This window comes from Acinetobacter sp. 1294243 (genome assembly GCF_000588015.1).
In the GTDB taxonomy this organism is placed as follows: domain Bacteria; phylum Pseudomonadota; class Gammaproteobacteria; order Pseudomonadales; family Moraxellaceae; genus Acinetobacter; species Acinetobacter pittii.
In genome coordinates this window covers 445,556-470,476 of the sequence record NZ_JFXG01000001.1, presented here as the reverse complement: position 1 = coordinate 470,476, position 24,921 = coordinate 445,556, and the positions used below count along the sequence as shown (strand labels likewise).

The window sequence follows — 24,921 nt, the reverse complement described above, 5'->3', positions numbered from 1 at the left end:
ATTTCTCCTTAAATCCAAGCATGGCGGGCAGGGAAATGACCATTAAGGTAATAATTGCCAATGGCATGTAATTTCCAGCGAACAGGGTCGTGTAAGGTATGTACACGGGCATTTCGCCAATGTTGATCTAAATTGTGTTGGCTTAAACTTGAACGACTACCGCCTAGCTCTAGTAGTTTTTCAGAGATTTGTAGGGCAGCATCATTGGCATAGACTTTCGCTTCAGCAACCAAAATTGAAGCTTTAGCTACTTGTTCATCAGTCACCGTTTGAAGTTGATCAAGTTCATCTAAATACTCAGCAGCTTCATCAAGCAGTAAAATTGCAGCATCGAGCAAAATATTTAACTTACCTACCTCTTGCAGTGTGTAATGTTCAAAGCTGGCTTTTTCAACATTTGCATCAATAATTGGACGTGCTTTATGAATAGTCGATAAAGTATCGTCAAAAGCAGCTTCTGCAATCCCCACATCAATGGCAACTTGTAATAACTGTGAATAGGCACCGCGATAGGTTGGAAGTTTTGTTAATAATCGCTCATCAAAAATAAGTTCAGGATTAACTTCAACTTGATTTAATTTAACTGTACCGCTCGCTGTCGTACGTTGCCCAAATCCATTCCAGTCATTAATAACTTCAATACCTTGAGCGTCTCGGTTAACAATGACTAAAACCACATGACCTTCAGGATGAATTGCTTTAATCGCGAGCCAATGCGCAAAGCTCGTACCTGTAGAATAAAACTTTTCGCCGTTTAAAATATATTTGCCGTTCTCAACAGTAAGAGTGGTTTTTAATGTTTTTGAATCGTGGGTATTACGTTCTGGCCCACCGTTGGCAAGACGTTTACCTGCTAATATTTCTGAAAAGATAAATTGTTTTTGTTGTTCTGTGCCCATGATTTCGATCAGGTTTAACAGGCTAATCTGATTTTGTGGAATCTGACCAACATTCGCATCACCTTTACTCAAAATACGGAAAACTTGAGCCAAAGTTTTATTCGAAACAAAAGCGCCGCCGTATTTTTTCGCAATGCGAATACCACCTAGGCCTTTTTGGCTAAAGCTTTCGATTTGCTCATGCGGTAATAAGCGTTGTTGATCACGTGCATTACGACCCTCTAAAGCAAAATCAGCCACTTGATAAGCAGCATTAATCGCTTGTTGATCATTTTGAATGATTTGGACGTATGCAGTCGTTTTTGATAGAGAATTAGACATAATGACACCTTGTATTGCTGTCATTACCTTACAAAAGAAATATTTTTCCACTAAACGAGGACTTATGCTCAGCTTATGAAATAAAGTGCAAAGCATTTTTTTTGCTTTTTAATGAAAAAATAGATATATTGAAAAATTATAAAAAACAATAGTTTAAGGTTGTTATGCGGAAAAATAATAATAGAGTTGGTTTTAATATGAAAAAGAGCAATAAGTACGGTAAAAAAAGATATAAAAAAAATAGACTTAAGTGTCAGTGAAAAATGAGCACAATATCCATTGTTTTAACTAAAAATAGCTTCTAAAGTATCTACTTACCGACGACCATTTTTGTACAAATAGTCAAATAAAAATAAACGTGGAGATTTTATGCGGGTTTTGTATCAGTTTCCTTTGTCCCATTATTGTGAAAAAGCTCGCTGGTTGTTAGACCATAAAGAACTTGATTATGTGGCTCATAACTTAATTCCAGGCTTTCATCGTGCTTTTGCACAACTCAAAACAGGCCAAAATTTACTGCCTATTTTGAAAGATGATCATCAATGGATCGCTGAATCGACTAAAATTGCACTTTATCTGGATGATACTTATCCGGAGCATTCACTGTTACGTCGTGATGAACAATTAAGACAGCAAACATTAAAAATAGATAGCTTGGCTGATGAGCTGGGTATTCATGTCCGTCGTTGGGCTCTAGCTCACACGTTGGCGCAAGGAGACCATGCTTTAGAAATTATGATGGGTGAGCAAGGCTATTTACGTCAGTTTGAAAAAATATCGAAGCCATTCCTCAAAACACTGGTAAAGAAGAACTATAAACTTGAAGAAGAGCTAGTCGACCAGTCAAAAGAACGTATGGATGAACTCATAAATGAACTAAATAACTGCTTAATCGAAAATCAGGCACGTTATATGGTAGGCGATCGCTTAAGTCTTGCTGATATTTCTGTATGTTCTATGCTTGCTCCTTTATTAGAAATAAAGGGTACACCGTGGGAGCGGGAAGAGGCTGAAGGTGTTTCGGAAGAATGGAATAACTATCAACAAAATTTACTCGATTTACCTCTAGGTCAGTATGTTTTAAGAATATATCAAACTGAGCGTAATGCGCGAGTAGATTGGCGCGGAATTTAAAATTATAAAATGCCCTGAGAAAATCGGGGCTTATTTTTATCTTTGCTAGTTATTTTATTAATGTAGATATTACTATCAATTTTCTAAATGATTTTTATTAAGCCATTTGTTTATATTATTTTGATGCCTAAATTACTTTTTACAATATAAATTCCATTTTATCTAAATGACTAATAACTTTAATTTTTATGATTTTTTGGAAAATACAATTTTTCTAAATACTATTTTTAGCTAAAGTTAAGCCACTTTATTGTGCATATGTTTACAATGTAATCAATAATTGCCACATTCAAGTGTAAATAGATGAGCTTAATAATAGACAGAAGATTAAAACATAGATTAAAGTAGAAACATGTGAGCAGTTTTAAAGGTATTAATTCTGCAAAACAGATTGAATAGAATAAGTGAAGCAAATGGATGGGTCCGACTTGGAAAAGTTGGCTCGATAATTGCAATTTAATAAAAAATCACTCTATTGCTCTATATGAATGATTCTATAGATAAATAGAGAGAATGATCATCAAGGAGTTCTTATGAAACGTTCTGCAACCTCTCTCATTATTTCAACAGTTATGCTTTGTACGGTTGGCGCTACTTCTCAAATTCAAGCAGCAGATACATTAGCTAAAATTAAAAGTACCGGAAAAATCGTAATTGGTCATCGAGAATCCTCAGATCCAATTTCATATGTTGTTGCAGGTAAACCAGTAGGTTATGCAGTCGATATCTGTAACCAGTTTGCAAATGACATTAAAAAAGAATTGAAAATGCCTGGCTTAAAAGTTGAGTACAAGGCAGTAACTTCATCAACACGTATTCCTGAGCTTTTAGCAGGCAATATCGATATGGAATGTGGTACCACTACAAACTCTAAACAACGTCAGCAACAAGTTGGTTTCTCAACTAACTACTATGCAACAGAAGTGCGCATGGCTGTTAAAGCAAACTCTGGCATTAAGAGTTTGGCGGACTTAAATGGTAAAGCAGTTGTTACTACTCAAGGCACTACATCTGACAAATACATCAAGATGAATGAAAAAGGTCAGGCTGTTAATGTTCAAAATATTTATGGTAAAGATCATGCTGACTCTTTTGCCATGATGGCATCTGGCCGTGCTGCTGCATTTGTAATGGATGATAATATTTTAGCAGGCTTGATTGCGAAGTCTTCTACACCTAAAGCTTTCGCAATTGTAGGTCCGGTACTTTCATCTGAACCTTATGGAATTATGCTTGCTAAAGATGATCCAAAATTTAAAGCGGTTGCAGACCGTACTGTAAATAACTTGTGGAAAACTGGTAAAATGGACGCTTTATATAAGAAGTGGTTCTTATCTCCAATTCCACCAAAAAACACGAATTTGAACATGCAACAAAGTTCATCTTATAAGAAATTAAAAGCTAACCCAACAGATGCAGGAATCTAACTGGATCTTTTTGTCCTAAATTTACTTGTGTAAGTGTAAAGATTCATTTGCACAAGTGGTCTATTTTCTAAAGATATTAATTTAAGGGGCAAACATGTCAGTCGGCTCGCTAAACTGGACTATATTCTGTGCGGAGTCTAATGAATATGGTGTCGATAAAGCCGCATGGGCAGAATCAGTTTGTAAAGCTATTGGTAGCTCAAGCTACAATGCTTATGCTGAGGCACCCACATGGTTACAAATGTTAGGTTCAGGCGTGTTCACTATGGTTTGGACAGCTATTTTAGCCTTTCTTATCGCATTTTTATTAGGTTCTCTCCTAGGGGTAATTCGTACATTACCCAACAAACCTCTCGCATTTATCGGCAATTGTTACGTTGAAATTTTCCGTAATATTCCACTTATTGTGCAACTATTCTTCTGGGCTTTTGTTTTTCCTGAGTTTTTACCGGACAGCTTAAGTGCAGGTAGTGGGGATGTAGTTGCTGGTGGTTGGTGGAAAAATATTTTAAATCAGCAACCTGCGGTTATTGGTGTTTTTGCATTAGGTCTCTACACGGCTGCCCGTGTATCTGAGCACATACGCGCCGGAATTAATACCGTTTCTCGTGGACAGAAGTTCGCAGCTTCCGCTATGGGTTTTACTACTGCACAAAGCTATCGTTATGTCATTTTACCGGTTGCATATCGTACCGTATGGCCAACGATTACATCTGAAGCAATGAACGTTTTTAAAAACTCAGCTGTTTTATATGCGTTGAGTGTGTTGAATTTCTTTGCTTACACGAAAACCATGCGTGAAGAAACTTCTCAGGACATTATCATTCTTATTCTCTCTACACCTGTTTATTTGATTATCACTTATAGCATTAAGTTTGTGATGGCATGGATTGAGAAACGAATGGCTGTACCTGGCTTAGGTTCAGGAGGGAAGTAATCATGGATTTTTCTTTATTACAAAACCCTGATGTGATCGCGGCACTCAAAGAAGGTTTCATTTTTACGCTTACCGTAACGGTATTAGCAATGATGGGCGGTATCCTAATTGGAACCCCATTGGCAATGATGCGTTTATCTAGCAATGCCATCGCAAGTAATTTTGCAAAATTTTATGTTGATCTGTTTCGTGGTATTCCACTGATTCAGGTGATCTTTATCTTCTACTTTTTGTTGCCGAAAATATTTGAGTTTCAATCTGATACCTATTGGGGACCATTATTTTCGAGTGTCGTGACCTTTGCTATTTTTGAAGCAGCTTTTTTCTCGGAAATTGTACGTTCTGGAATTCAGTCTATTTCAAAAGGTCAGGTACATGCAGGCTATGCGCTAGGTTTTACCTACGGTCAATCAATGCGCTACGTGGTATTACCTCAAGCCTTTCGTAATATGCTCCCAGTATTGTTAACTCAAACAATCATTCTATTTCAGGACATCTCTTTAGTTTATGTGATTAGTGCACCTGACTTTTTAGGTCGTGCAGATACATTGGCTAATACGTATGGACCTGAAACAAAAGCAACATTCTATTTAATCGTCGCTGTAGTGTATTTCTGTAGCTCGTTTGTGCTGTCGCATTTAGTCAAACGCTTACAGCAAAAAATTGCCATCATTCGCTAATTGGAGATTTTAAATGCCAATGATAGACATCCAACATATCTCTAAATGGTATGGTGATTTTCAGGTTTTAACAGATTGCACGACGAGTATTGAAAAAGGTGATGTCGTTGTTGTTTGCGGACCATCTGGTTCGGGAAAATCAACACTCATCAAAACAGTAAATGCTTTAGAACCATTTCAACAAGGTGACATTATTGTTGATGGAATTTCACTTAAAGATCCAAAAACAGATCTCGCTAAATTTCGTTCACGAGTGGGAATGGTCTTTCAGCACTTTGAGCTTTTTCCGCACATGACTGTTTTGGAAAATTTGACGATTGCTCAAGTTAAAGTGTTAAAGCGTTCAGTTGCAGATGCTCGTGCAAAAGGTCTGAAATATTTAGAGCGTGTAGGCTTACTTGCTCATAAAGATAAATTTCCGGGGCAGTTGTCGGGGGGTCAGCAGCAACGTGTAGCGATTGCACGTGGCTTGTCTATGGACCCAATCTGTATGTTGTTTGATGAACCAACTTCTGCACTTGATCCTGAAATGGTCGGTGAGGTTCTTGAAGTTATGGTACAGCTCGCACATGAAGGCATGACCATGATGTGTGTTACTCATGAAATGGGCTTTGCTAAAAGAGTATCTAACCGTTTAATTTTTATGGATGAAGGTAAAATTTTAGAAGATTGCCCAACCCATGAGTTCTTTGATAATTTAGAAGCTCGTCATGAGCGTGCTAAACTTTTCTTAGAAAAAATTCAGGCGATGCACTAATAACCCTAATAAAAAAAGAGCCATTAAAGGCTCTTTTTTTATATCTAATTTTTAGAAACTATATTTTGCTAGCAGGTTGATACGTGAATAATCACCCTTGTCACCTGCAAAAGTTTCACGTTGACCGTAAGTATATTCTGCTCCTAAATCAATATTTTTAACTGGGTTCCAGATTAAATTGACTAAAGCGTTATAAATTTCTTTGTTATAGCTGGTATTGGTTAAATTGCTATTTGCATAGACATTATCATCTTTATATTGAATACCACCTACAGCAAAAGTAGAACGCAGAATAGGGCTCCATTTACGTTGATATCCAATTACTGCGCTATCGAATTCTCCTAAATTAATATCTTGTGTTGTTGTGTCATAGTTATAAGCCGAATTGCTATAAAGTAAATAACGGCCATCGCCTTTAACATGATAGTAGTTAGCAACCACGCTATCTTGAGGCGTTAAATCATATTTACCTCCAACGCCTACACCCCAGCCAAATTTTTCTTCAGAAGTACTATCTTTTGGAGCCACACGGTTTTCATGGGCAAGACCATGTAACTGTAATAGGCCTTTGTTATCCGTAGTTTTGAAATCATATCGTGCTGTTAAAGCAGGAAAACGGCTTCCACCGGCAGCATTACCAGCTTTTTCAACATCGCCACCCTCTAAGGCAACTAATATTTTTTGTTGTGCATTAATTGGCTGGGTGTAACGAACCTGTACTGTACGTGTAGTACCTGTACCAATAGCGCCATTAAAGTCTACTGTTTCTGGTGATGTATCTGTGTTTACAAACGGTGAGGTTGTTTGACCAGCTAACCATTTTCCTAAAGACATATAGGCATGACGAATACGGAAAGTACCATTGCCATTATCTCCATTGCCACCCATGAAATCGGCTTCAATTTTACCTGTTAAATCTCCATATTGAGTTGGACGAGTAATATCTAAGCCAATTCGTGAAGTTGCTGCAGATACATTTAGTGAGTCTTGTTTTGGATCATCTTTATTGAGTGGATAATTGGCACCATTTGAAATACTGCCATTTGAACCTTTAAAGTCATAGGTTGCATCTGCGCGAACACTACCATAAAGCTTGACTTGAGTTTGCCCATCGGCCATAGCCATCCAACCTGGTTTTGATGCAGGGGGTGTAGGGGTGGCAGGTGCTGCGGGAATTGTTGCTGGAGCAGTGACAGTTAAAGCTGTTTTTTGTTGATCAGATAGTTTCTGGACGAGTTGTTTTAACTCCTTTACCTCATCGCGTAAGGCGTTAACTTCAGCATCTGTAGCGGCATGCACAGGCATCGTCACGCTCATTGCACCTAAAGAACTCATTGCTAACACTAGTGTTTTGATCTTATTCACAGGAACTCCCCCGACATAGATAAAAATTTTCCTGCAAATACATAACAAAAATGATGCCAACTTTAAGAAACTTGAAAAATAGCCAAATTTTGATGATTACTTCCTTTTTAGCCTCAAATGATAGTGAGAATAAGAATTTTGCATCGATAAATCAGATTTAAGCATAAAACTGACTCTCTAAAATGAACCGCCTCTGACACTACTTGCACGTTTAAAAGGCATAAAAGACTTAAGCTCTATAAAAGAAATAGAGTTTTGCTACCCATAAACCTTTGTATTTTCAATGCAGAGGTGATGGTATAGGGTTATACTGTCTTTACTGTGAAATTCTGGCTGGAGATAAGAGTGGAGTTAGATCGTTTTGATAAACAAATTCTAGAAATTTTGTCTCATGAAGACTTAAATTTGAATGAACTTTCAGAACGGATCAATCTGTCAGTCAGTTCTGTGCATCGGCGTATTAAGCACCTGATTGAAGCCAACATCATGGGACAGCTCAAAAGGGAAATTAATTTTAGTAAGCTTGGTTTTACTTTACATATTTTATTGCAAGTTTCATTGAGTAAACATGATAGTGAAACATTTGATAAGTTTCTGTCTGAAATAGAAGCAATTCCAGAAGTAACTAATGCATTCTTAGTAACGGGGCAGAGTGCTGATTTTATTTTAGAGCTTGTAGCACGCAACATGGATGACTACAGTGAAATTTTATTAAGACGTATTGGAAAAATCGACAATGTAGTTGCTTTGCATTCTAGCTTTGTCATTAAAGAATATAATGTGTTTAATTGCTATAACTTGCTCAATAAGCTATAAAAAAACGCACCAAATGGTGCGTTTTCTTTGATTCAAATGTTTGATTTAAGCATCAAGTTGAGCCAAAACCTCATCCGAGAATTCAACGTTAGTATAAACGTTTTGTACATCGTCAAGATCTTCAAACATATCAATCATTTTAAGAATTTGTTTTGCTTGGTCAACATCGGTAATTTCAGCTTTTGTAGATGGACTCATCACAACTTCTGCGTTATCAGATTTTAAACCAGCAGCAGTAAGAGCATCTTGTACTTCACCGAAAGTTTCTGGTGAAGTGATTACCAAAATTTCATCTTCTGAAACTTCAATATCTTCAGCACCAGCTTCTAAAGCAACTTCCATGATTTTATCTTCTAAAGAAACATCTTCAAAAGTAATCTCACCACGTTTAGTAAATAGATAAGATACAGAACCCGCAGTTCCTAAGTTACCATTTGTTTTACTAAAACAGTGACGTACGTCTGGTACTGTACGGTTTAAGTTATCTGTCATTGTTTCAACAAGAACAGCAACCCCGCCAACACCATAACCTTCATAAGTTACTTCTTTTAGATCATCATTATCTTCACCACCAGCACCACGTTGGATAGCACGGTTAATGGTGTCACGTGTCATATTAACTGAGAGAGCTTTTTCAACTACTGCACGCAGACGAGGGTTGCTAGCAGGATCTCCACCACCAAGTTTGGCAGCAGTCACAATTTCACGAATATATTTAGTAAAAACCTTACCGCGACTTGCATCTTGTTTAGCTTTACGATGCTTAATATTGGCCCATTTAGAATGACCCGCCATGGACGTGAACTCCAAAAAAAGAAAATGCAAAAGTGCTGGAATATTAGCATAGGCTTGGTTTTGTTGAAAACTGTTGCCCTGCGTTTTGTTAGCCAATTGAATAAGAACAATAAGCTTAAGACCTAATGAGTGACATTAGGTCAAATCAAGTCCAATTTGATTTAGTTAATTTTTACATCTATGTCAAATTGAGCATATAACTCTTTAATGGTTTCCAAGTCTTTTTGTAAATCAGTCGGGTAAATTTTACCTAAAATCCCACCTTGTTTACTTCGAGCATTGGCATACATTAAAACAATAGGAACATTGGCTGCTTTTGCAATATGCCAAAAACCTGTACGGATAGGCTTACGTTCAGAGCCATCTTTAGCACGTGTAGCTTCTGGAGCAATCACTAAGTTAAAAGTTTCATGGGTTTGAAATTGTTCAACCATTTGCGAAACGATATCTTTACTTGCTTTACGATCAACAGGAATGCCACCCAATTTTTCTAAAATTGGCTTAAGGGGGCCTTTGAAAAGTTCTTTCTTTATTAGAGTATGAATTTTGATGTCTAACATTTGGAAGAGGGCAATCGAGAGCACTGCATCTAGATTTGAGGTATGTTCAAAGCCAATAATAACTTGTTTTTTCTCAAGAATTTGTGGGTCTACATTGTAGGTCCAACCAACGGCTTTAAAGATAGAGTTAGCTAAAAATTTTTTCATACATCAGTGCAAATTGATAAATTTTCAGGATTCTAATATGAGTTTGTAAAAAAGCCTAGAAAAATTATGAAAGCTAAAGTAGAGCACAAAAGTTAAGGATTATCTAAGTTCTAAAATACTTTAAAAGTTCTTTTTTTATTTTTCTCAAACTTCGTCTGAAAGTAATAAACCTAGATAATTTTAAAATTAAGATACTGGCTGTGGTATCTCTTCATTAATTAAATATTCAATATATTTCCAAATTTTTTCTGGGTTAATAAGGTTTTTATCTGTCGTCCCATCAATAATCATTCCATCAATAATAGAAATAATGATATGAACAAGGGGAGTTGGGTTTTCTATACCTAACTGAGTAAGTTTTTCATGTAACAGATTAGTCAACCATTTTGTATATTCATAAAATGGTTCACGAATTGAAGTATATTGTTTAGATACTTCAATAAATGCCTTTTTAAATAAACAGCCATTAAATGTTTCGCTATTGATCCATTCAATATACCAATTAAAAATAATATGAATTTTCTCAAGAGGACTAGCATCTTGATGTAAACTTAATTGTTCATTGATTGAGTTTTGAATATTTATATTTCGATGTTGCAAACATTCCATAATTAAATTTTCCTTTGACGGAAAATATTTATAAAAAGTCATTTTTGCAACATTTGATTCAGCAATAATACGGTCAACACCAGTAGCATTGTACCCAATCTGATTAAATAAATTTAAAGCAGTATTTATAATATCTTCTTTTTTTGACATTACTATTCCATATAGTTAAAAATAATTATAACTTAATCTAAAATATTAAATTTTTAATACAAATTATGATAATAAAAAACTGATTTTGATTCAAGTTGAGATTGTGATAATGATTATCATTAATTGAAGTTTTTTTTAATTTTTCATTTGATTTCGTACGATTTTAATTCTAATATTAATCGATGAAGGAACATATTTAAATATTAATTTAAGTCATTGTTTTTATAATAAAATATGTAAAAATCGATCATGCTTCAATAAGTTTAATGAGAGCGGATATGCCTAAGAAATTTGAGAATTTTAATAATCCTAGAAAGAAAGCACTCGCAGGGATGAAACAAAGCATTTCAGCTGAACTATGGGAAAAAAATTCAAACTTTTTGACACGATTAAGAGCAAAGATTGCAAAACATCCTGTATCCCATCATCCTGCAATCGATACTTTAAATAATGGCGAAATTAATAAAGAAGATTTAAAAAAAATTCATTTAGAGTATCGTCATGCAATTGTGCAAACTTTTACTGATGCATTGCTCATGGCCCAATTTCAAACTAAACAATTAGAGCCGAGATTGCATGCCGGTGCAAAAATGTTCCCGCGTTTTCTTTTGAGTTTAAATATTTTTGATGAGTTTGGATTTCGGCCAGGGTTGGATAAAGACGGCTACTATCAGGGAAATCCTGAATATGCTCATTATCCCTTATTTGAAGATATATTGAATGATTTCGGTATTACAGAACAAGATCGTCTAACTTATCATCCGACTGAAATTGCAGATCAGGTTAGAGTATTTTTAGAAAATGCTTATGATGACTATAAAGCTGTTTCAGCCTTATTAGCAGTCGCAGAAGAAGAAGTCATTCTGTATAGTCCACCTTTACGTAGAGCAACTAAGGCAGTTGGTCTAGATGTGGAGGGTGGTGGTTATTATCATGTACATGGTATCTCTGAAGATGAAAGTGCCGAAGCAGCAGATGATGATCATGAAGAAGATTTATGGTATGTCTTGATGCAAGCTTGTACAGAAGAAGACTATAACTATATTGAAAAATTGTGCTTAGAGTATTGTGATTTATGGGAAAAGTTCTGGGATACACAATTAGATAATTCTGAGCCAATGCGAAAGCAAATCTTAGCTTAATAGATGAAAGATGGATATTTAGTACGGAACGTAAGTGTATTTTAAAACATCTAAAATTTAGGGATAAAATAAATTTAAATTTTGAGTATTTTTTATAAGAGTAAAGCATATTTTATTTGGATATATATTAAAAAACCCCATAAACTTTTTGTTTATGAGGTTCGGTATTTGGTGGGCCCACACAGACTTGAACTGTGGACCAACGGATTATGAGTCCGCTGCTCTAACCAACTGAGCTATAGGCCCTATAAGTCAGAAAAGCTTTTAATCTCAATGCTTTTCAGTGCGTGCAATACTAATCAATTTTTTAATTAAACACAAGTCATTTTCTGAAGTAGACGCAAACTAAACCCAAAAATATTGTGTCTTATTGGTTAATATTTCAAGCGATAGTGATTCTAGCTTATGTGTACTTCAAGAGTAAAGTGGGAGAAGTTATTTATCGATCAATTAGAATTTATTCCAACAATCTATTGTGACGATGACTTAATTGTATTTGTAGTTTGAGACATTAATTTATATAAAATAAATTTTGTTTAAAATATAAGCAGGAATTGTAGATGTGCTGTTTGTGTGTTGTGAAAATATAGAATTAGAAAAAGCTTATTTAAGATAAATATAAATGGTGATTAAAAATATTATATATTTTTATATTGTAATTAAGCTTTAGATATATGGTAGATTGCCTTTTTAATTATATATTTCGAAAAATAATAGTTACAATAATTCTATTAATAGAGTTCTAGCCTATATGTAGTAAAAAATATAGACTATTAGGGCCAAATTACTTAAGAAAATAGTATTATTAATTTTTAGATTAGCTTGAAATTTAAACTCAACTTAAAAAAGTAAACATTAAGATATAAAGTTAGGAACTTTAATAATGAAACATAAAACTAACGAATAAATGGATTAATTTTTTTTGATGCAAATAAATTTAATTAAAATATAATACTTTTTATTAAGATGTTTGTTGTGTTTTTCTAAAAAAGCTGTTAAGGGTGATAATAGAAATTTTTATCATTAAAATACCTTTCCGTCTCTAAAGTATTTTCTATATGAAACCTAAATTGTGATTGTCTTCACAACAATACAAATGTTTGTATCTTATAAACTTTATTCTTGACTAAAACACTTGGTTTTAATAAAGTATAAGTGTATTTTTTACAAAAAAATATTATTGCTTAATCCTGAAATACAACAAGAGGCCTACTTTCTAAGTAGGCTTTTTGTTTTTAGTAGTATTTAGAGATATGGTACAGAGTAATGAGCTTAAGCTTTAAATAAACTAGATTTAACAAGAATCAAAATTATAAAAATCCTTAGACTTTCAGAACTAACCTATAAAGTTTTATAAATTTTCTTGAATAATTTTAATTAACTCTCTAGCTGCTTTAGGTAAAGGGCGGTCTTGGAGCCAAATTAAATAAATAGATAGAGGTAAATGATTTTTTGTATTTTTAAAATCTAAAAGGACTAAGTGACCTTGATCAATTTTATCTTGTACTAGTGATAATGGAAAATTTCCCCAACCAAGTCCAGCTTCAACCATATTAATTGCTGTTTGTAGACTATTGGTTTTCCAGTACATTGCACCAATAATTGAACGGGGATCTTTCATTTCATGTTCACTACTCGCCACAACAATTTGTCTAATATTGATTAATTCTTCAATAGAAAACTGCTTTGTTCTATCTTGTAGAAGAGCGTGGTTAGAAGAAATCGTAGCCGCCACTGTTTCAGTCATTACCAATTGTAGATTCTCGCGCATTTTTATATTGAGGTCTGAACCCGCTAAGCAAAGACTGATTTGCTCCGTATAAAGTAAATTAACAATGTCGTCTTGGGGAGCAGTAATAACTTCTATGTTTAGTAAAGGGAATTTATCGGCTAGTTTCTTTATTGAGTGGAATAATAATTTTGTATTTACATAGGAAACAACGCCAATACGCAATTTACTTTCAAGTCCTAAAGAAAGTTCATGTGCATGAGTGCTAAATAGCCTAAGTTGTTCAGAAATGATCCGTGCTTGAGGTTCCAAGGCTAATGCTGTAGCGGTAGGAATGACCTTTCGAGGAGTCCGTTCAAATAATATATAACCCAATTCTGCTTCTAAATTAGCAACGGCCATACTTACTGCTGAGGGGACTCGATTTAGTTTACGAGCAGCCGCAGAGAAAGAACCTGTATCGAGTACCGTTATGAAAAGTTCAATATTTTCACTGTTAAAATTCATTTTGATATCAGCTGAACTGAAAGCTATTAACTTTATATATGATTTTGACTGAAATTAAAATATAAGGAATTAAGCAGAGTTTAGTGATTATGCAAGGTATAAAGCGTCGAATTGTATATGTTTCTTCCTATGAAATAATCGGAATGGTTATTTCATCAGTAGGGTTAGCGATTTTGGCAGGTGATAGTGTTGAACATACTGGACCATTATCCGTCATGATTACGACCATCGCTGTAACTTGGAATTTTATCTACAATATTTTATATGAGAAATGGGAAGCTAAACAAAGCAGTCATATCCGTACAGTTAAGCGTAGAGTTGGACATGCCATCGGGTTCCAGCTTACTTTGGTTCTGTTTTTAATTCCGCTTATTTCATGGTGGATAGATATTTCCCTGATTGCTGCTTTTTGGTTAGATGTGGCCTTTATTATCATTATTCCTGTCTATACTTTTATATTTAATTGGAGTTTTGATAAGTTATTTGGATTGCCTATTTCGGCACAGGCTAAAGCGCTAGCAGAATAACCGTAAAATTATTTTATAAGCTATCAAGGTGATTAACTTTGATAGCTTATTAAGTTCAATTATTTAATTTGATCAATCACTAATTGTTTTGAAAACTTGAGTTGAGCTTTCTTGGCGAAAATGTAGTAAATCAATGCAGTAGAAATAAGTCCTACAAGCCACGATAAATCGATTCCTCCTAACATTGCCGCAATTTGACCCGTATAGAATTTACTATCAATAAATGGTAGTTGAATCAAAATACCTAGAAAGTAGCAGGTAATTCCAATCCGATTCCAACGGCCATACTTACCATTTGGATCATACAGTGCATCTACATCACATTCTTCTTTAGAGATAAAGTAGTAATCAACAAGATTAATGGCACTCCACGGAATAAAAAAGGTGAGTAAAAACAAAATAAATGCTTTAAAGGCGCTTAAAAAAGTATGTTCACCTATAATTGCAATAAAGGTTGAGACTACAACCATAGCAAGGACAATCAGTAATCTTGTTATTTTTGAGATTTGATTTGTCGATTTGAAACTATTCCAAATCGTAGCAATACACATAAAACTGCCATAGGCATTTAAGGTCGTTAGAGTAACTTTCCCAAAAGCGATACTAAAATATAGAAAGATCACGACGAGGGCAATTGGGTTCATACCAACAACATATTGAACTTCATTTCCGACAAAATTGCCGTTTGCAACCTGAGCGATTAAAACGCCTAGGCTCATAGAAATTTGTGAGCCAATTAAAGAACCTAAGCCGACAGCCCAAAAAACACGAGATGAAGATGTTTTAGTTGGAAGATATCGAGAATAATCTGCAACATAGGGACCAAAAGAGATTTGCCAAGAAGCAGAAAGGGAAACTGCTAACAAGAATGAAGACCAGCTGAAATGACGTACTGCTAAGAGTTCAGAAAAATCAGAAAGTGCGAAGATCTGAGTCAAAATTATCACAAAAGCAATCAAACCAATAATACTGGCTACTTTGCCTACCAAATGGATTAAACGGTATCCAATCGTTGCGAATAAAATGATTAAACTTGCATAAATTAAGATACCAGTTGTATTGCTGACATGTGCCAAATGTGCAATTGCTTTACCCGCTAATACCTCTCCAGTTGCGGTAAAACCAATATACATAAGGCAAACGAGTATGATTGGAATGCACGCGCCATAAACCCCAAATTGCACACGGCTTGAAATCATTTGAGGGAGGCCAAGTTTAGGACCTTGGGCAGCATGTAGTGCCATGACGCCAGCACCAAAACATTGTCCTACTAATAAGCCAATAATAGACCAAAAAACATCCCCCCCTAACACAACGGCTAGCGCGCCTGTCACAATAGCTGTGATTTGTAAGTTAGCACCAAACCATAGGGTGAATTGGGCAAATACTCCGCCATGTCTTTCATTTTCAGGAATAAAGTCGATGCTTCGGTTTTCTATAAAACTACTATTAGGTTTCCCAGCCGATGAGTCCATTTCACTCTCCTTATCCTTTAAGAGCCATCCTATTCTTATTCATTTATATTTGTATAATCAAATATAAACATGTATATACAAGTAATTTTAAGAAGAATCAAATATTTTTGAAGTATTGGACGTTAAAATTGAGTTAAATAATTCATAGATAAGTAGAAAAAGTATTTGACTGATTTTATTTTTTAAAAGTTAAATGATAAAAAAATAATATATAAAAAAGCCCTCTGAAGAGGGCTCGATTTTATACGTTTGCGTCTAAAACAAGTTGGAAATAAGTGGGAAGTTCAGAAAATTGTACCAGTTGGGTCTTATCTTCTTGCTTAAAATAATACTGATAATTTGGAGTGTCTAAATGGTTATCTAGATATTGGGTTGCATCTGTAAACTGTGCTTTTGCAATCGGCTTATCTTTCTTGCATTTAATAATAACAGGGTTTACGGAGTTTAATTTTACAGGAACGCCATTTTCAAATTTAGCAGTTTCAATCAATAAGGAAATTTTGAAATCACCGAAGGTTACACAGAAGTGGCCTCCATTTTCAGTCTTAATTTCTCTGTCAGAGAAAAGATCTTTAAATAAATTCTTAAGGGATTCTCTATGTTTATCTAAGGCAACTTGAAATTCATGATCTCGTTGCTCGATCTTTTCTTGCTCTTCTTGTAGCAATTTGGCTTGCTTTTCAATTGTTGTAAAATCCAGCTTCATTTTAATATCTCCTTTGGTTGTTTTAAAACTATATATGGCAATCTTTTATTAAGTTTTAAAGAAACATACAGTATTTGTTACAACGGAATAATTAAGATGAGCTTTTGTATAAACTATCACAAATGTAAAAAAAAATTGAAAATATAAGAATTTAAAGAAATTATTGAGGAATAATTTTTATATTTGAAAATGCTGCTACATATTAAGGATAAATTTTTAATGTAGCAGCACATTTCTTATTTTGTACAAGGTTTTGCTATAAGTGCAGTGCTTTTAATTTTAAAAAATCCTCCGCTACTCATTACACCAAGCATCACTAAAACTGTTCCTACTAACTGCCAGATATTGAGGGCTTGTCCAGTAAGTAGAGCAATTATCATACTGAACACTGGCACAAAGTTAAAAAAGACAGAAGCACGACCAGCACCTAACTTTTGTATACCATTAAACCAGAATAGATAAGCAATCATGGTAGAGCAGATAACAACATATCCCATGGCTAAGTGCGCATTTATAGGGGCAGATGCAATTGCTGTAAGAGGATCTTCAAATATCACGCTCAACAAACCAAGTGTTATTGCCCCGAACAGCATAGAAAAAGTTGTTGTTTCTAGCGGAGTCGCATTTTTTACATAACGGCGAGACAGTACATTTGCAAGACAAAATCCAAATGCGCCTAATAATATAAATAGATCTCCAATGTCTATTTTGAGGTGCAGCAAAGTCGTTATATGTCCCTGACTAATCACCAGTAACACACCACTTAAGCCAAATAAAACGCCTAAAAACTTATTAGTGGTAAGTTTTTCTCCATCTAAAAGGATTGTCATTAATAGAGTCATTAATGGCGTGGTTGCCATAATCAAAGCACCGTTAACAGCTGATGTGGTTTGAAGTCCATAAAAACAGCCGATGTTGAAACCCGCAATTCCGATAATACCAATAATCAAATAGATTACTAGATTCTGTCTTAAGGCTGCCCATCTAAGCTGGCCTGTTATTGAAAAGATTAAGAGTAAGCCTAGACTTGCAATAAAAAAACGTTCAGACGCAGCAGATAACGGGGGCATATGTTGAATAATATAAGACATTGCATTAAATGCTGATCCCCAAAAAAACATCGTTAAGACAACACCAGCATAGGCATAAGCCACCGTTCTGTTCATGGACAGGCTCCCATTAAGAAAGGTTTTATTCTCGACAAATCTATAAAGGTGTACAATTCCATATTAATACACTTCTAATGTGAAAATTTGCACAATGATTGATTGGGAAAATTTGCATTACTTTTCAGTTTTTACCGAAGAAAAGTCACTTTCCGCTGCTGCCAGAAAATTGGGAGTAGATCATGCAACTGTATCTAGAAGAATTGCCCAGCTAGAACAAAATTTAAAACTTAAATTAGTTGATCGTAGACCACGGACATACATTCTGACTCCTGATGGGGAACGTCTTGCACAAGTAGTTGCTCGTATGATGGAAGAAACTTTTTCTATTGAACGTCTAACTCAAGCAGGTCAGCAAGAAGTAATGGGAAGTGTTTCTATTAGTATGCCTCCCTTAACTGCTGCACATCTCATCATGCCCCATTTGGGTAAATTTTATCGCCATTATCCGCAATTAAAATTACGGGTGCTCGGTGATGTTCATTATGTTTCTTTACAGCATAGTGAGGCTGATATTGCGGTACGATTTGGACGTCCCAAAGATGAAAATTTAGTTGCTCGCAAAGTAGGTGAAATACCTTTTGGAATATATGCAGGTCCAAATTATTTAGCTTCAACAGATCCTGAAAATTATGATTGGATTAGTGTAGAAGTGGGGGGAGTGCATGGTCAAAAACAGCAAAAATTAAAAGAAAGGTTAAGTCATAAAGAACCTATAATGGTTACCAATAATCCCGAGTTACAGTGGAGAGCTGCATGTGGAGAAATTGGTTTAGCGGTCTTACCTGATTTTTTAGGAGCTCTGAGTAATTTGATCAGATTACAAGATGATTATCCGATGAGTGCTGAAATATGGTTAGTCACACACGAAGATTTGCGACATAGCCCTGCAATACGTGTAGTAATGGATTTTCTTATATCTTGTTTTGAAGCTTTTAAGGTCTAATCTGTTAATTGCGATCCATTTGTATAAAAGCTACTGGAGTCCGCAGCTTTTATATTGAGATAAATTTTAAGCCAGACTGATTTCTATTCCTCTACGTAAATTAGATTGGTCCTGTTCGGAGTTTAAATCAATTTTGGCATACGATGTGGCAAGTATGCGTCGAGCAGCAAAATTAATTGGTTTTTCTAGCAACTTAGGTAATTTGATACCTAAGGGGTTACTTTCGGTTTGAGATACCTCGGTTTTGACCCTAGTTCCCATAATATAGTCAAACCATGGTTTGGTAACGCACCAATTAGCATTTTGATTGCTTGTCATATGATGATCATAGTGCCAAGGGATACGTTTCTTAGCATATTCAGGGTCTAAATGGGCTTTTGAATGTACACGCCAATAATTCCATAAGCCATAATAAAGCCCAGCTGTAAAAAAGGGCGCTACTGGTAAGAATACTGTTGCAGCACCAGCTAAACTAATTAATGCTGTTTTTTCATTATAAATTTCTGCATTTTTGAACATTGATTCTGCATAACCTTCATCATGAAAATTATTTAAGCGAGCACGTTTATGATGAGCAATATGAGTAAAAAAAGGGCTATTACGATACTTAGTTGGATATTCGTGTAACCAAACTTTATGGAAGTACCATTCAAGGCCATTTGCAACAAAAATACCGACAGGAAACCCGAGCATACTAATTACTTCTCATGAATCATAATTTAAATGCATTGTAAAATAAGAAAGTTTTATCGTTTTGACTTTATAGGCAGTCCAAGAACTGCCTATAAAATCAATTTTATTGCTTTTGTTTGCGTTGGCGATATGCGCTTGGAGTTTCACCAGTCCAACGTTTAAAAGCTCGTGTAAATGCAGAGGGTTCAGAAAAGCCAGTTAAATAAACAATTTGATCAAGGGTTTCTTTGGTGTTTGCAAGTAAACGTCTTGCAAGCTTCTCTCGATACTGGTTTAAAATTTTCTCGTAATTAGTATTAATTGCTTGTAAATCAGCTCGAAGGGTACGTGGGTTACGATTTAATTGTTCAGCAATAAATTTTTGATCGAATTGACCAGATTCAAGTAAACCATTGCTGAGCAAGCGCTCAATCGCATAAACAAGTTGATGCTTTTCTAAGTTTGATAGTTGCTGTTCAGCAATTGTTTCATGAATTTTTAATAATTCAGGTTCAGCCGCTGGTGATGCTTTATTCAATAATGTACTAGGAAAAATTATAGCGCCTTGTTTTTGGTTTAAAATTACCGGGCATTTCCAAGCTTCTTGATAATTATTAGCTGAAGCACCTTGTTGATAAGGTAATGTAATTTGGCTAGGCCTAAACTCGTTATTTGTAATATATTTAAAAAAATTAAGAAAAATACCGATACCACATTCAAGATAATGTCTTACAGGGTGTTCAAAACCTACTAATAACGCGATATCTTTTTCAACAATTAAAGAAAGATTAAATACATCGGTTAACAGGTACTGATATCTTAAAGCACGTTGTAAACCTTCACCGAAAGTAGAACTACTTAAAAATAAATATTCAATAACTAAACCTCTGAAAGCAGGCATTTGACTACCTACATGCAAACCAATATCAGGATCTTCACTTATTTCTTCTGCCGCTGTCCAAAATCGCTGTTGAGTAGAATTGTCTCTACGAATATTTTTATCGGGCGGTTGATTGGGTAAATTTACACTTGCAAAAATAGATGCTGCATCTAATCCCATTTGCTGCATAGTTTGATAAGTCATCCATAAAAAAATTCCAGCATCGGAAGAATTTTTTGACATGTTTTTTATAAATATCCAGAAAGTTGTACAATGCATTCAATCATGAATTTATTGTTAATACGATATTCTTACCTATAAATTTCATTGATCAGAAAAAAGCCTGCATCTTCACGTGCCTGTTTTAAAGCTAAAATAAAAGATATTAGTAAAAGTAGCCCTATGAGGAAAAGAAAAAGATCAATTTTACTGATCGCGTAACCTATACTTGTAGCTCCTAGACCTAGTAAAACAATACATAATATTTTCCAAAAAATGAGCATGTTACGTTCTGATAAAAGCCTAAGAATATTGTTTGTAATTGAAGGGGATTTCTAAATTTATTTATGTTTTTTTTATTATAGATTATGTAATTCTTTATAATTTTATAAAATTGGTTTTTTATTAAGCTTTTGAAAAATAAATAAATTATTTTTAGGCCATATAAATCAATTTTCTTTCATTTTTTCTTAAAATTAAGTTTTTATTAATTAATAGAATGATAATTCTTTAGAAACACTATAAAATAGGAATGTAAAAAATAAATTTGATTTTTTAATTAATATAAAACAATAGTTTACTGTGGTTATTTAAATTTTTGTTAAAAAAAAGACTTGATTTTTAAGCTAAATTTTGGAATTATAGTTATGCAAATTGTGATCTATTTCCCACAATTTGTATTTCAGGTTAAGTGGTTATCACTAATGCTCATTTGCTATTTTTGCTTATGAGCATTTTTTTATGTGACTTTTTAATATAACTACAAAATTTTTGAAGCGTTAAATTTTAAGATTATTTAGCTGAGCTAAGCTTAATTATTTTTAATAAATTTTTAGAGATAAATTAATCATATTGAACAGTTACAGTTGCTGTTGCCGTAACCTCACCCGCGCTTACATTAGCCGCTGTTTGATAGTAACGAGCAGTTAAGGGGATATCGTACTCTATAGTCTGATTAGAGCTGACTGTGCCTATATTTTGTTTTATTGTTTTTTGAATTGGGGTAGTGGCACCATTCATATTCCATAATAGTTCTACACCCACACCATTGGCTTTGGTTGAGTTTGCTGCACTATTATTAATGACCTGATTATTTTTGGGATCAGAATTATAGTCAAAACTTAAGCTGATGGTGTTACTTGTTGCTATACCCGAGTTGTTTTCGCCGCCATTACATAAAATCGATAGATTAAAACTCTGCTCGCCTTGTGTTGAACCAATCGCTTTAAAACCTGACTTTGTAACAGTCGGGAGTTGAATAGGTATATCTACACCATTTTGAATTTCACATGATGAAGACGCGATCAGAATAGGAGCATTACTTAATACTGTAGTAGTTAAAAATGGTCGGTTTTGTTGACCTGATACATAATAGGTGCTGTAACGTCCTGCTACTAATGCTCCTGAACCTGTGGTCATGGATGTTTTAATAACTTCCATAACAAAATATCCCGGTGAAAGGGTATATGCAGTATTTGGGGTTAAAGTACGTCTATATGGATAATATCCAGAAAAATCTGAAGCATCTGCTGCTTCACGATAAAGACGAATACCAATACCGGGAATATTGGTTGCATATACATTATTACCTATTGGGCTAATTGGATAATTTAAGGGGAGAGCTGCAATAATTTGATCACTCGCACGACTACATGTTGCAGTAGAATTATTGGGAGAAATTGTAAAAGTATTCCTTTGTAAGATAGTCCCTATAGGATCAGTCGGTTTTACGACGATTTTACCAATGTTCATCGGGATATCGACGGTGGTAAATCCCTTACTTAAATTACAATTTGCATGTGTATGGCTATAAGCAAATAGACTCGCTGCCAAAAATCCAATTTTTTTTAAAATCTTATTCATTTACAGACTGCCTTTGTCATAATAATTGATTGATTGTTATGCTTTATTTGATTCGTGATATCGTATTCAAGTTCGCATTTTTCAGTACTCCTTTCTCCCCATTTCACATATAAACGGTCATGGGTTAAGGGGGTTCGTAAATAAATACGGCTGCCTTGCGCAACAATACCTATTACTTCGTTATTCTGGTTATATACCTGTGCGGCAAAAGGTAAATGTGAGCCATCTAAAGTGGTCGGGCTGATAAAAAGTGCGTAACCTTTTTTTGTTGTGAATTGAACTTTAGTGATTGAGCCTGCATAGGGAGCAATACGTAAGCTACTTTCAGCTAGCTCAACCTGTGTGGACATGTTTTGCGGATCAAGGCTAATGTCATTCATATGGTAAGGCGTAACATAGGGGATAACCGCATATCCCTTTTTGTTTATGCTGAGGCCTTGTGTATTACCGACTTGTGCTCCTGTTGCATCTGGGGCATAAACTAAAACCATTGTTTGAGCTTGATCTGGACCAAACAGAATTCCTTGGGAGTGAGCAACGATATTGCCACTCAAGTTAAGCATTTCTTGTTGATATGAGTCAGCGTAACTAAATGAAGCACCTAATGTTGTGTAGTTTGTCTTATAGTTGCCATTGATATTGAGATTCGTTTGACCATGGTTTTGACTGGAAATTGATGCGCCGTAATTCAACCGGTTTCCTGTAAAACCGCTAAAACCCAGAATTTGGCTATCTTCACTTATAAGATTATTAAAATTTAAAGAGCTTTTCTTAAAATCTAAGGGAAAGGATAGAGAAATGAGGTATTGACTATCTTGGTTAGCTCGCCCACCAGCTTCAATAGTTTCACTATTAATTGCAGAGAAACTATAAGTTAAATCTTTAAATTGGTTGCTATAACCTAATTGGACTTGCTTATTAGTAGTAGGCTGGTTCCAATAGTTTGTCCACGAACCTACTAAATAGAAATTTCCCCATAGGTTTGGAAGAGCTTGATTTAAATTAATCTGAAATTCACTTTTTTGCTTACCTACCGAAAAACTATCAATGTTTTGCTCTTGTAAGTCCCGAATTAAAATTGCATCACGTAGTTTGAGATAGTTTTGTGTTGAATAACGATAAGTTGCTAGTGTTAAGTTAGTATGCGTTGGAGAAAATAACTTATTGTAACTTAGACGATAACTTTGACCTGTCATTTTAGGTTGATGGGAAAAATTGGTATTTGAATGTGTTACATCAAAAGAAATAGCGCCAATAGGCGTTGAAAAAGCTGTACCTAACAACACAGAGAAATACTGCTGTGTTCCTTGAGTTGCGCTATAAGTTGTAAGGTAATTATTGATTCCGCGTTGATATTTACCCTGTATTAGCCATGGAGTTAACTTAATGTTTGGGTCTCGAAATTGTCCTAAGGTGAATGAATATCGGCTCATTTGAGGACGTAGCATTTCAATTATAGAAGTATATGGAATAGAATATTTTTGAACTACTCCATTAGATTCAAGTACCGAAACTTGTAACTCACCTCCAAATCCTGTGGGATAGAGATCATTAATTTCAAAGTTTCCTGGTGGGACTGTGGTTTGGTAAATTAAATTACCTTGTTGTCTAACTTCGACTTTTGCATTGGTTTTGGCATAACCTCGAACTCTTGGAGCATAACCGAGCATACTATTTGGAAGCATTCTGTCATCACTTGAAATATTCATTCCACGATAGGGTAGAGAGTCAATAAAATCGCTATTAGTAAAATAATCTCCTAAAGTCACCACACCATGGATATCTGGAAATGCCTTTTGTATATATGTATTTGTCGAGGTATAAGAAGAATTATTAGATTGGCTTTGCCATTTCCATTGTCCATTATGGCGAAACTGCCAACTTGCTAAATTTGCTCCAAGATTGGCTCCCATAAAAGCATAACTATTTTCATGTTGTTCATTGACTATTCGATATGCTGTGGCGTTATAGCTTAAAAAAGCTGCATTAATACCGCGATCCCACAAATGCGGATCGATGTAACCTTGCGCATTTTTTTCTAAGACGACTTGCGGGAGCGAAATATCAATTCTTAAACGGGAACTATCAAATACATAAAAAGCACTATCTATCCATGAAGCGAGAGCTTTACATGCAAGAGACGAAGTAGAGTCATGTTGACTTAGAACATTAGCTTTTACGCCATATTCAAGTAACGTGGCTTCTGTAAAACATGTTTCAGCATTTGCGTTAGGAGCTGAGGCAGTAAATCGCATACGCCGTTTACCCAGCCATTGACCATTAATATAAACATCTAAGCTATATTCACCAGGCAAGATCGGGTTTCCGTATTTGAAGCGAGCTATATCAATTTTTTGTGCATTACCTACTAAGAAATTGCTATCAAATTCAGCCTTTGTAAAATGTGGAACATCAGTAGTATTTTCAGCATATATAGCCATAGGCATGAATAGCGTAATACTTGAGACGACATACCAAGTAAAGGGGCTTTT

Annotated in this window: 23 protein-coding genes and 1 tRNA gene; 9 read left to right on the top strand and 15 right to left on the bottom strand. The window is 34.9% G+C overall.

Annotation, left to right across the window (positions count from 1 at the left end):
* Positions 1–8: 8 nt before the first annotated feature.
* Complete coding sequence (locus J655_RS07130; RefSeq protein ID WP_080973484.1) at positions 9–1,244, bottom strand: SfnB family sulfur acquisition oxidoreductase; 1,236 nt, start codon at positions 1,242–1,244, stop codon at positions 9–11.
* 345 nt (positions 1,245–1,589) lie between these two features.
* Here J655_RS07130 and J655_RS07125 point away from each other — a divergent pair, with 345 nt between their 5' ends.
* From J655_RS07125 to J655_RS07105, 5 genes are all read left to right on the top strand, one after another.
* The gene (locus J655_RS07125) at positions 1,590–2,354 is read left to right on the top strand and encodes a glutathione S-transferase family protein (protein WP_032006675.1); all 765 of its coding nucleotides are present in this window, start codon (positions 1,590–1,592) and stop codon (positions 2,352–2,354) included.
* Positions 2,355–2,887: 533 nt separating this feature from the next.
* Positions 2,888–3,781 (top strand): amino acid ABC transporter substrate-binding protein, encoded by an 894-nt coding sequence (locus J655_RS07120; RefSeq protein WP_005076378.1) that lies wholly within the window; start codon positions 2,888–2,890, stop codon positions 3,779–3,781.
* 94 nt (positions 3,782–3,875) lie between these two features.
* The gene (locus J655_RS07115) at positions 3,876–4,718 is read left to right on the top strand and encodes an amino acid ABC transporter permease (RefSeq protein WP_032006674.1); all 843 of its coding nucleotides are present in this window, start codon (positions 3,876–3,878) and stop codon (positions 4,716–4,718) included.
* 2 nt (positions 4,719–4,720) lie between these two features.
* Positions 4,721–5,398 carry an amino acid ABC transporter permease gene (locus tag J655_RS07110; RefSeq protein WP_016145033.1) on the top strand — a complete coding sequence of 226 codons (678 nt, stop codon included), beginning with the start codon at positions 4,721–4,723 and terminating at the stop codon, positions 5,396–5,398.
* 13 nt (positions 5,399–5,411) lie between these two features.
* Positions 5,412–6,155: an amino acid ABC transporter ATP-binding protein gene (locus J655_RS07105; RefSeq protein ID WP_002114298.1), complete on the top strand. Its 744-nt coding sequence runs from the start codon at positions 5,412–5,414 to the stop codon at positions 6,153–6,155.
* A 51-nt stretch (positions 6,156–6,206) separates the two neighbouring features.
* Here J655_RS07105 and J655_RS07100 read toward each other — a convergent pair whose 3' ends face one another.
* Positions 6,207–7,520, bottom strand: coding sequence for a DcaP family trimeric outer membrane transporter (locus tag J655_RS07100; RefSeq protein ID WP_032052197.1), 1,314 nt, complete (start codon positions 7,518–7,520; stop codon positions 6,207–6,209).
* 345 nt (positions 7,521–7,865) lie between these two features.
* Here J655_RS07100 and J655_RS07095 point away from each other — a divergent pair, with 345 nt between their 5' ends.
* On the top strand, positions 7,866–8,336 hold the full coding sequence (locus tag J655_RS07095) for an Lrp/AsnC family transcriptional regulator (RefSeq protein WP_002050132.1): 471 nt from the start codon (positions 7,866–7,868) through the stop codon (positions 8,334–8,336).
* Positions 8,337–8,381: 45 nt separating this feature from the next.
* Here J655_RS07095 and J655_RS07090 read toward each other — a convergent pair whose 3' ends face one another.
* The 3 genes from J655_RS07090 to J655_RS07080 all read right to left on the bottom strand — a co-directional run bounded on the left by J655_RS07090 (position 8,382) and on the right by J655_RS07080 (position 10,597).
* Positions 8,382–9,131, bottom strand: a complete 750-nt coding sequence (locus tag J655_RS07090) for a YebC/PmpR family DNA-binding transcriptional regulator (RefSeq protein WP_002114471.1) — start codon at positions 9,129–9,131, stop codon at positions 8,382–8,384.
* A gap of 161 nt (positions 9,132–9,292) precedes the next feature.
* The gene (locus J655_RS07085; RefSeq protein WP_017481647.1) at positions 9,293–9,838 is read right to left on the bottom strand and encodes a 1-acyl-sn-glycerol-3-phosphate acyltransferase; all 546 of its coding nucleotides are present in this window, start codon (positions 9,836–9,838) and stop codon (positions 9,293–9,295) included.
* Between the two features lie 186 nt (positions 9,839–10,024).
* Positions 10,025–10,597, bottom strand: coding sequence for a TetR/AcrR family transcriptional regulator (locus J655_RS07080; protein WP_017481648.1), 573 nt, complete (start codon positions 10,595–10,597; stop codon positions 10,025–10,027).
* Between the two features lie 278 nt (positions 10,598–10,875).
* On the opposite strand from J655_RS07080, the gene J655_RS07075 reads away from it, so the two are divergent.
* Complete coding sequence (locus J655_RS07075) at positions 10,876–11,739, top strand: iron-containing redox enzyme family protein (protein ID WP_017481649.1); 864 nt, start codon at positions 10,876–10,878, stop codon at positions 11,737–11,739.
* A 169-nt stretch (positions 11,740–11,908) separates the two neighbouring features.
* Here the strand turns inward: J655_RS07075 and J655_RS07070 are convergent.
* Positions 11,909–11,985: transfer RNA gene (locus tag J655_RS07070), tRNA-Ile, on the bottom strand.
* A gap of 1,105 nt (positions 11,986–13,090) precedes the next feature.
* Positions 13,091–13,975: a LysR family transcriptional regulator gene (locus tag J655_RS07065; RefSeq protein ID WP_032052196.1), complete on the bottom strand. Its 885-nt coding sequence runs from the start codon at positions 13,973–13,975 to the stop codon at positions 13,091–13,093.
* Positions 13,976–14,064: 89 nt separating this feature from the next.
* Between J655_RS07065 and J655_RS07060 the strand changes: the two genes are divergently transcribed.
* Positions 14,065–14,502: a PACE efflux transporter gene (locus J655_RS07060; protein ID WP_032052195.1), complete on the top strand. Its 438-nt coding sequence runs from the start codon at positions 14,065–14,067 to the stop codon at positions 14,500–14,502.
* A gap of 59 nt (positions 14,503–14,561) precedes the next feature.
* On the opposite strand, the gene J655_RS07055 is transcribed toward J655_RS07060, so the two are convergent.
* The 3 genes from J655_RS07055 to J655_RS07045 all read right to left on the bottom strand — a co-directional run bounded on the left by J655_RS07055 (position 14,562) and on the right by J655_RS07045 (position 17,849).
* Positions 14,562–15,977, bottom strand: coding sequence for a purine-cytosine permease family protein (locus tag J655_RS07055; protein ID WP_005069645.1), 1,416 nt, complete (start codon positions 15,975–15,977; stop codon positions 14,562–14,564).
* A gap of 241 nt (positions 15,978–16,218) precedes the next feature.
* Entirely contained in the window at positions 16,219–16,683 is a 465-nt protein-coding gene (locus tag J655_RS07050) for a hypothetical protein (protein ID WP_017482308.1), read from the bottom strand.
* Between the two features lie 236 nt (positions 16,684–16,919).
* Positions 16,920–17,849 carry a DMT family transporter gene (locus J655_RS07045; protein WP_017482307.1) on the bottom strand — a complete coding sequence of 310 codons (930 nt, stop codon included), beginning with the start codon at positions 17,847–17,849 and terminating at the stop codon, positions 16,920–16,922.
* Between the two features lie 94 nt (positions 17,850–17,943).
* Between J655_RS07045 and J655_RS07040 the strand changes: the two genes are divergently transcribed.
* Positions 17,944–18,795 carry a LysR family transcriptional regulator gene (locus J655_RS07040; RefSeq protein WP_017482306.1) on the top strand — a complete coding sequence of 284 codons (852 nt, stop codon included), beginning with the start codon at positions 17,944–17,946 and terminating at the stop codon, positions 18,793–18,795.
* A gap of 66 nt (positions 18,796–18,861) precedes the next feature.
* On the opposite strand, the gene J655_RS07035 is transcribed toward J655_RS07040, so the two are convergent.
* From J655_RS07035 to J655_RS07015, 5 genes are all read right to left on the bottom strand, one after another.
* Complete coding sequence (locus J655_RS07035; protein WP_005069636.1) at positions 18,862–19,488, bottom strand: sterol desaturase family protein; 627 nt, start codon at positions 19,486–19,488, stop codon at positions 18,862–18,864.
* 103 nt (positions 19,489–19,591) lie between these two features.
* Positions 19,592–20,590: an AraC family transcriptional regulator gene (locus J655_RS07030; protein ID WP_032052194.1), complete on the bottom strand. Its 999-nt coding sequence runs from the start codon at positions 20,588–20,590 to the stop codon at positions 19,592–19,594.
* Positions 20,591–20,658: 68 nt separating this feature from the next.
* Positions 20,659–20,850 carry a hypothetical protein gene (locus J655_RS07025; RefSeq protein WP_032006672.1) on the bottom strand — a complete coding sequence of 64 codons (192 nt, stop codon included), beginning with the start codon at positions 20,848–20,850 and terminating at the stop codon, positions 20,659–20,661.
* Positions 20,851–21,409: 559 nt separating this feature from the next.
* A complete protein-coding gene (locus tag J655_RS07020; RefSeq protein ID WP_017482304.1) occupies positions 21,410–22,429 on the bottom strand; it encodes a fimbrial protein in 1,020 nt (339 codons plus the stop codon).
* A complete protein-coding gene (locus J655_RS07015) occupies positions 22,426–24,870 on the bottom strand; it encodes a fimbria/pilus outer membrane usher protein (RefSeq protein ID WP_080973495.1) in 2,445 nt (814 codons plus the stop codon). The genes J655_RS07020 and J655_RS07015 overlap by 4 nt, the downstream gene beginning before the upstream one ends.
* Positions 24,871–24,921: the final 51 nt, after the last annotated feature.